Annotated in this window: 5 protein-coding genes and 1 pseudogene; 2 read left to right on the forward strand and 4 right to left on the reverse strand. The window is 64.2% G+C overall.

Annotated elements, in window-relative coordinates; all coding sequences use genetic code 11:
* Positions 1–101 precede the first annotated feature (101 nt).
* On the reverse strand, positions 102–638 hold the full coding sequence (locus VD964_RS24095; protein WP_324871031.1) for a transposase: 537 nt from the start codon (positions 636–638) through the stop codon (positions 102–104).
* On the opposite strand from VD964_RS24095, the gene VD964_RS24100 reads away from it, so the two are divergent.
* Both VD964_RS24100 and VD964_RS24105 read left to right on the forward strand, forming a co-directional pair.
* Complete coding sequence (locus tag VD964_RS24100; RefSeq protein ID WP_324871032.1) at positions 622–903, forward strand: hypothetical protein; 282 nt, start codon at positions 622–624, stop codon at positions 901–903. The genes VD964_RS24095 and VD964_RS24100 overlap by 17 nt on opposite strands.
* A 114-nt stretch (positions 904–1017) precedes the next feature.
* A pseudogene (locus VD964_RS24105) lies at positions 1018–1840 on the forward strand (IS5 family transposase).
* Positions 1841–1875: 35 nt separating this feature from the next.
* On the opposite strand, the gene VD964_RS24110 reads toward VD964_RS24105, so the two are convergent.
* The 3 genes from VD964_RS24110 to VD964_RS24120 all read right to left on the reverse strand — a co-directional run.
* Positions 1876–5751, reverse strand: a complete 3876-nt coding sequence (locus VD964_RS24110) for a PAS domain S-box protein (protein ID WP_324871033.1) — start codon at positions 5749–5751, stop codon at positions 1876–1878.
* Between the two features lie 314 nt (positions 5752–6065).
* Positions 6066–7583 carry a sensor domain-containing diguanylate cyclase gene (locus tag VD964_RS24115; protein ID WP_324871034.1) on the reverse strand — a complete coding sequence of 506 codons (1518 nt, stop codon included), beginning with the start codon at positions 7581–7583 and terminating at the stop codon, positions 6066–6068.
* A gap of 413 nt (positions 7584–7996) precedes the next feature.
* A partial coding sequence (locus tag VD964_RS24120) for a sensor histidine kinase (RefSeq protein ID WP_324871035.1) occupies positions 7997–8468 on the reverse strand: 472 nt, incomplete at its 5' end.

Genomic DNA, 8468 nt, shown 5'->3' on the forward strand with positions numbered 1-8468 from the left:
GTGCGATCGTCTCCACCGTCAACATCCCTGTCCGCCACCCTGTCGTCCAAACCCAGGGTGGTAGTCTGCCAGATCAGGGGTGGCTGGTTATTGGACGCCGATCACCCCTGAAACTGGCCCAGTGTTGCAGGCCGATGCACAACCAGCAGCATGACCACCATCCAGCGCAGGCCGCTGGCCTTGACGAAGTGACCATGGCTGGAGCGGACCGGGTCTCGATAGATGCCGCGCGCCTTGATCTTGGGGCCCCAGCGCCGATCGATTGTCTCATCAATGCCGATTACCACTGGGCCTTGCGGCACGAAGGTGGCGATCAGAAGCGTGAACAGACGCTGGGCGACAGCGCGGCTCGACCAGCGGTTCCGATTGAGCACGCGGTGGAAATTGGCGAAGCTGCCGGTTTCGCGCTGTCCCATGATGCTCAACGCTGCCGTCACGGTGCGCCGCCCAGGGGTGAGAAGCGCTCCGGCAACCAGCACCAAGACATGGCGCCAGGTAGGCCGTGTGAACAGCGCCGCAAAGGGCGCCATCCAGCGCTCGAGGCTGTCTGGAACGGGAGACATGACGGGGCTCCGCTGGTTGGAACCCTTGGGTAAACCCGGCTGGAACGGGAGGATCACGATGAGCGTGGATGCCATGCTGGAGCGTATCGACGGCTTCAATCGCGCCCGAGGCGGCGGCGTGATCGTACGCAAGGTCGCGCGCGGTTACACGCTCCTCAGCGAGCGCACCGGCGCCCCCATCGTCAGGTTCCGGCCCACCGGCGACGGTGACAAGGTGAAGGTGCTCTGGTGGAACGGCGAAAGTTGGGGGGCGTCAGGCCCCTTTGGCGTCGCCACCATGCCGCTCGACAGAGCCCTCGACTACGTCGCCAATGAGCCGGACTTCTGGATCCACGCCTGATCTCAACACCACAAAATTGGCCAAAGTCCAGCTGAGATCCTGACCGGAAAAGAATTGAGTGATTTCAGTGTCTTGTGATTCGTTCGTGGTTGCGAGCTATGAAGGTTTCCCAGGATGGTCTGGACTGAAATCACCCGGTTGAAGTATCGGCGGGACGAGCTTCGGTATTCAAGCGATATGACGGATGCGGAGTGGGGTGTCATCGAACCGCTTCTGCCGCGCGCCCGGCGGCGCGGTCAGCCGCGGACGACGGATCTGCGTGCGGTTCTGAACGGCATCCTGTACATCGCGATGACCGGGTGCCAATGGCGAATGCTGCCCAAGGATTTCCCCGCCTTCACGACAGTCCAGGGCTATTTCTACCGCTGGCGCGACGATGGGCTGTTGGCGACGATCAACCACCATCTGGTGATGGCTGTCCGGCAGGCGATGGGCCGCAGGCCAGTCCGACGGCGGGCGTGATCGACAGCCAGTCGGTGAAGACGACGGAAGCCGGCGGCCCCCGGGGCTACGATGCGGGCAAGTGCATCAAGGGGCGCAAGCGGCATGTGTTGACCGACACCAATGGCTTGCTGGTCGGCGCCATCGTTCATGCCGCCGACATCCAGGACCGCGACGGCGCCTCGCTGGTGTTGGCTTCGGTTCGCCAGACCCACCCGTGGCTGCGCCACGTCTTCGCCGACGGCGGCTATGCTGGACCCAAACTGGAGGCTGCCTTGGCCCAGATGGTGTCCTGGACCCTGGAGATCATCAAGCGATCCGACACCGCCAAGGGGTTCGAACTCCTGCCTCGGCGACGGGTGGTTGAGCGTTCCATCGCCTGGATCAGCCGCAACCGCCGGCTGCAAAGGATTTTGAAGCCTCCATCGAAAGCGCCCTCGCCTGGATCATGATCGCCAGCATTAAGCTACTCTCGCGACGACTGGCCAGGGCTTGATCAACCAAACCGATTCAGAGTCGGACTCTAAACATCTAGCCATTCTCAATGGCGCGAGCGTCTTTCCAGGTTCCCGTCTGTCCGGCGATCATCGCCCCAAGGACCCTCATCAGCGTGCGGGGGGCAAATGGCTTGGCGATCACCGGGATCGCCTTAAAGCGCTCCGTCACCGTCGACACGGCCTCGTAGCCGGTTACAAAGGCAAAGGGGATTCGCTTCGCGGCAAGGATTTCCGCGATGGCAAAGCTGTGCGCCCCAGCAAGGTTCACGTCAAGGAGAGCCGCATCGGCTCCCTGTCCGTACAGCAGGTCGAAGGCGTCGCCGACCCGCGAGGCGGGGCCGACAACGGTACAACCAGCCTCGGCCAGCGACGCCTCGATCTGCAGCGCAACAAGGGCCTCGTCCTCCACCACGAGCACCCGCCGGCCGGACAGGTCCGTCGCGGCTTCCCAAGCGGCCGTTGTCTCAGTGGGCCGCGCATCCTTCCATCCCATGCCCGCCGACAGCTGCTCGGCTGGAATGGTCAGCTCGCACACCAAGCCGTCGGGGTTCCAGTCGAGGGACACTTGGCCCTGGAGCTGCCGCTCGACGCTGGCGCGCATGACCGTCGAGCCGAAGCCCCGGCGTGAAGGCGGCCTCACCGGGGGACCGCCCCGCTCCTGCCACCGCAGCCCCAGCCGCCCAGCCTCTCCGCTCCCGACCGTGACCGCCCAGGTGACATCGAGCCGTCCGCTTTCCCGCGAGAGTGCGCCGTATTTCGCGGCGTTGGTGGCGAGTTCATGCACGACGAGCGCTATGGCCTGAGCCGCTTCGGGCCGGAGCCGGATGGACGGTCCGCTCATTCGCACGCGGGAGGCATTCTTGACGGCGAAGGGGGCCAGTTCCTCCTCGATGATCGGCTTCAACTCCGCTCCCTCCCAGCGGGACGCGGCGAGCAGGCTGTGCGCCCGGGCCAGCGACTGGATACGGCCGATGGTTGCGGCGGTGAAGCTGTCGATATCGTCCGCGCGGGTGAGCTGAACGATGGACTGCACCACCGTCAGCAAGTTCTTGGCGCGGTGGTCGACCTCGCGGGCCAAAAGCCGCTCGCGTTCCTCAGCCTTCCGCCGCTCGGTCATGTCGCTGGTGATGCCGACGAGGCCGATGATGGCGCCCGCCTCGTCGCGAAGCGGTGCTTTCACCGAGCGGTAATAGCGGGTCTCGCCGTTGAGATGGGTGAAGGTCTCGTCCACGTCGAAGGTGTCGCCCGTTTCCATCACACGGCGGTCGTTGGCGATGACCCGCTCCGCTTCCGCCGGATCGGCCGCCCAGACACGGTCGTTGCTCCCCAGCATGGCATCAACTGGACGGCCGGTGACGCGCACAATGCTGGGGTTGGCGTAGAGGAGCCGGCTGTCACGGTCCTTGGCGTAGATGACGTCGGGGATGGAGTTGCCGATCAGCCGGAGCAGGGCCGAGGTGCGGCGCAACTCGTCCGCCGTGCGCTTCAGCTCGTCGACGTCGGTGCAGGTCCCGTACCAGCGAACGATCCGGCCCTCTGCGTCACGCACGCACTGCGCCCGGGCGATCACCCAGCGGTACCGGCCCGACCGGTGCCGCAACCGGTATTCGATGTGATACGGCTCACCCGTCGCCAGAGCGTGTTGCCAGACATCCCTGGCCTGGTCGCGGTCCTCGGGATGGATCACGCCGATCCATGCACCGCCATCGGTGGAGCCTTCCGGAACGCCCGTGCACTCGTACCAGCGTCGGTTGTAGTAATCGTGAAACCCGTCTGGGCGTGTCGACCAGATCATCTGGTCGACGGAGTTGGCGATGGTCTGGAATTTCGCTTCGCTTTCGCGCAGCGCTACCTCGGCCATCTTGATTTCGGTGATGTCCTGGGCGATGCCCGCCACCCGCTCCACCTGCCCGGTGGCACCGCAGATGCCGAAGCCCGCGTCGCGGATCCAGCGCACGGTGCCGTCGCTGGGACGGATGATGCGGTAATCCACCGTGTGGGCGCCGCCGGCGAGCGCGATCGGAAAGCCCTGGCTGGCGACGGCCCGGTCCTCGGGGTGGACCAGTTCGGCCCAACGGCCGATGTCATCCATGACCCGGTCGCGCGGTTCGCCCCAGATGCCCTCGTAAGCTGGGCTGAGATAGTCGAGCCGGCCGGTGGCGGCATCGGCGATCCACAGCACGTCGGTCGAGTTCTCCGCGAAGCTTCGGAAGCGCGATTCACTTTGCCGCAGCTTCTCTTCGACGCCCCGCCGCTCGGTCACGTCGGCATCGTAACCGACCATGCGCATCGGTTGTCCGCTCGCGTCGCGCACGACGCGTCCGCAGGACGAGGTCCAGCGCACCGAGCCATCCGGTTTCACCATCCGGAACTCGACCGCGTAGTCGGCCTCTGCCGCGAGCGCAGCGGCAATCGCTGTCTCGACAGCGCAGCGATCCTCGGGGTGGACGAGCGCCAAGAATGCCTCGAAGGTCCCATCGAATCCTTGCTCTTGCAGGCCGGCATTGACAAACAGCTGATCGGACCATGTCACCCGCCCGGAGGCGATGTCCCACTCCCAGGCGGCCAGCCGGCCGGCCGAGAACGCCAGACGCAGCCGCTCCTCGCTGGCCAGGATGGCGGCCTGCGCCTCGCGCTGTTCGGTGACGTCCCGGTTAGTTTCCAACACCAAACGGCGACCGTCGGGCTCCACGACGAGCAGCTGACGGCTTTCGACGACAATCCGCCGCCCGTCCCGCGCGATGTGCACCATGTCGGCGGTCCACGTTCCCTCGCGCTCGATCATCCCGTCGAACTCCGCTGCGGGCAGTGGCAGCTCGGAGCGCAGCAGATCATGGCTGCATCGTCCCAGCGCCTCCTCGGCGCTGAAGCCGAAAAGCCGCTCGGCGGACCGGTTCCAGGAGAGGATGGCGCCCCCCAGCTCGCGGACGACCATCGCGTCGTGGGTCTGCTCCAGGAGTTCGGCCTGCCGTACCAGTCGGCGTTCCCGCTCGCGCAAGCTTTGGTCGGCTTTGCTCCGCCAGATGGCAGACCATACGCGATCAGTCACGTTGCGAATGAAGTCGAGTTCCTCCGCAGCCCAGGTCCGTGTGGTGCGGGCGTGCAGAAACATGTAGCCGGCAAGCCGCTCATCCTTCAGGAGCGGTACGAAGGCGACCGCGCGAATACCCCACTCCAACCATCCTGCCGCCGCATCGGCGGTGAGGGGATCGGTCTCGATGTCTCTGACGATGACCGTCTCGCCACGACCGAGCGGCGCCAGAAAGGTGCCCCAGTCGCTGATCCTGTAGGTGCCGGCAGCGGGCCGTTGGTCGGACGAGCACACCCAATCCCGCTCAATGATCGCAAGATCACCCTCGACGCCGGCGTAGCCGGCCCGCACCAGGTCCAGAGCCGTGCCGATGGCGGCAGCGCCGGTCCAGGCGATCTCCCCAGTGTCAGTGATGTCGCGCAGACGGTCACCAAGGACAATCAGCGAACGCTGCCGCTCTTCGGCCCCCCGGATATCCTCGACGTCGATAGCGGTTCCGATCCAGGCATACACGCCGTCATCGCGCCGGAGCGGTTTCACCCGGCACAGATGCCTGCGGTACGCCCCGTCTGCCCGCCGCATGCGCGCTTCGACTGTGTAGGGCACACCACCAGTGATGCCCGCCGTGTGCGCGCTCATCAGCGGCGAGCGATCATCGGGATGAAAGGCCTCGATCCAACTCAGCCCGTCCATGGTCGCCGCCAGACCGGTGTAGGAGCACCAGACCCGGTTGAAGCACCGGACCGAGCCATCGGCCCGCAGGAACCAGAGGACCTGGTCCAGCTCGGCGAACATGTCCTGAAGCTGGTCTGGGGAAGGGGCGGGGGCTTCGACTTCAGAGCGGGAACCGGTGCCGTCAGGGGTTGCATCCCGGATCATCTCGTCATCGCTCCGCGTCCGCTCATCACGCATAGTCCCAAACAGTCATAGATGCAAGTCAGAAGACAATGGCTGTCAAGGAACGCGACAGCATTTGGCCAAGACTACAATGCTGCATTGGTTTTTGCAAAGGGTGGCAGCTTAATTGGCGAAGTCGATTATAGGCAGGTTCTGCTCGCGGCAGCGTTTGCTCGGCAGGCTTTGAATGCCATCGCACGCACAGAGTGCGAAAGGCATCGTTCCGATTGACTTGGATCGACGTGTTGCAGGGTGGAGTCCGGAGCCTGCTTTACGGGGCTCGGCGTTGTTCTGGGTCAGGCGATGGCCCTGTCGTCGCACGACAGGCAGGGCTCCTGCGTCGGTTCATGGATGAACCAGGCCCCCTTACCCATCTGCTTCGCACGGTACATCGCGGCGTCCGCCTGACGGAGCGAGCAAGGCAAGTCGCCGCAGTCGCCTGTGGCAAGCGCAATTCCGATGCTGCATCCGACGCCGAGATTCAGATCACGAACCTCTTTGATGATGCGGGCAGCGACGCCGGTGGCAACCGTCCGAACATCAGGACTGTGTCCGGACAGGCAGATGACGAACTCATCGCCGCCAAGCCGGCCGATCAGATCGCCATCTCGGGTCATCCGGCGCATGATCTCGGCGACTATCGTCAAAACCTTGTCGCCTTGTTCATGTCCGTGCCGATCGTTCACCCCCTTAAAGCCATCGAGGTCGATGTAAAGAAAAGCAAGGACCGTCCCCTTCTTGCTGGCGCTCAGGCGCATCTCTTCCGCCAGCTCTAGGAACAGCCCACGGGCGGGCAAATTGGTCAGGGGATCGCGCCGGGCTTGGTGGAGTTCAGCGCCCAATTGTTGCGTGAGACTCTCGGCTTCCAGCATGCGTATCTGAGCGTGGTGCTCGCGGCGGATCATGCGTGTCCCCCACATGAGTAAGACCAGCACGAGGGTCGTGGCCAGGGCAACCTCGCCGACGAACCAGAGGGAGCGGGTCCGCCATCCGGAAAGGGCCGATCCACTGTCGATCCCGGCATAAACGACCAGGTTCAGATCAGGGATCAACCGATAGGCGGCGAGCCGTTCCTTGCCGTCCAGCGCGGAGCGTGCCCAATAGCCTCCGACAGGAGACTGCGGGAGATGCTCTCGAAATAGTGGCCCGTTCCGGTTGTTCTTGCCGAGATGGCTGGCAAGGTCCGGGTGCCGGGCGACGATCTCGCCGTCGGTGCGAAAGATTGTGACCGATGTTTCCATCCCGAACGACATCAGAGCATAGAAGTTGACCAGCCAGTCAGTCTTCATGCCGGTGCTGGCGACGCCGATGATGTCGCCGGTCCAGTCACGGATCGGTCGCGAGATGGTGAAGAGGATGCGGTTGTCCAGACGGCTGCGCAGCGCCGGACTGATGACGAGGTCTGCTCCCGCCATCGCCGCCTGGAAGTGGGGACGATCGGCAATGTTGATTGGCCGCGCCTGCTGCCGGCCAGTCCCGACCACTGCATTGCCCTGGGCATCGAACAGCCAGAGGGTTTCTCCGCCGTCCATGTTGGCGAGCGCATCACGCAACCGGCGCCAGTAGGCGTCACTCCGCACGGCTTCCAAGTTGCCGGCTTCGTCGACCAGGGTGGCTGCCTGACGCAGGGCGATGGCAGCACCCTTCGTTGTGTGCAGGACGTGGGCCTCGACGACCTTGGCCATGTCAGCGGCAAGCGCTTCCGTCTGTGCGATAGTCCTCTGCCGATCCTGCCAGACGATGTGAGCCGTCATGGCAATGACGACGACCAAGGCCAGTGCGGCAGTGAGCAGTGGGCGCAGGTGTCGGGGCATGGAAACTCCACTGCAACGGCAAGAAGGCGAAAGCAATCAACCCACAGCAAAACATATACCAAAAGGCGGGAGTTGATTATGCGAGGGTCATCCCTGATAGAGGCTTTTCAGGTTTCGCAAACTGCATCGCAGAGTTGGAAGCTCCAATCCAAAATTGCGCAGATAGCCCATCCGGGACAGCAATCGGAGCCATCGGTTGCAGCAAGACTGCGGAAATAACAGAGGGCGGCTTGTGTACCGGATCCGGAGACGCGCTGGGAGGGAGAGAAGCGTACCGCCTCCGGCGTTGACCCATGGGGGGCTGCCAGTCGCCCATTGACCAACCGCCCTCCGACGTCCGTCCGCGAGTGCCCCACCCCCTCGCTTTCGGCTGTGTGGCCCGGTTTTCCCTATAAACTGTTCCGGAGTGCTACTCAGCGCACCAGCAAGAAGCAGAGACGGAACTTGGTTCCTCTCTCCGTTGGTTCCTGCTCGACCTCGCCTCCGAGCTGTTGAGCAAGCCCTGCGACCAGCGTCAGCCCGGTACTGCCCGGCCGCGGCTCCCCCATGCCGATCCCATTATCAGCGACGATCAGGCAGCCCTGGCCTCGCCCCTCATCAGCGGTGAACTCTACGCGCACCGTGCCGGAGCCGTCCGGAAACGCGTACTTGACGGCATTGGTCACCAGTTCGTTGGTGATCAGCCCCAGTGAAACCGCTCGCTCGTGGCTGAGTTCGGCGTTGTCCAGCCGCGTGTCTATTACAATGCCGGCGCAGCGGTGCCGCAGGTTGCCGCACAACGCCTCCAGATAGGCGGCAGTATCGATGGTTGGCTGGTCGGGACGCATCGCCAGTTGGTCGTGAAGCATGCTGATCGCCGAGATACGGTCGACAGCGTGCCGGAAG

The sequence above is a fragment of the Azospirillum sp. genome (assembly GCF_035628975.1).
Taxonomy (GTDB): domain Bacteria; phylum Pseudomonadota; class Alphaproteobacteria; order Azospirillales; family Azospirillaceae; genus Azospirillum.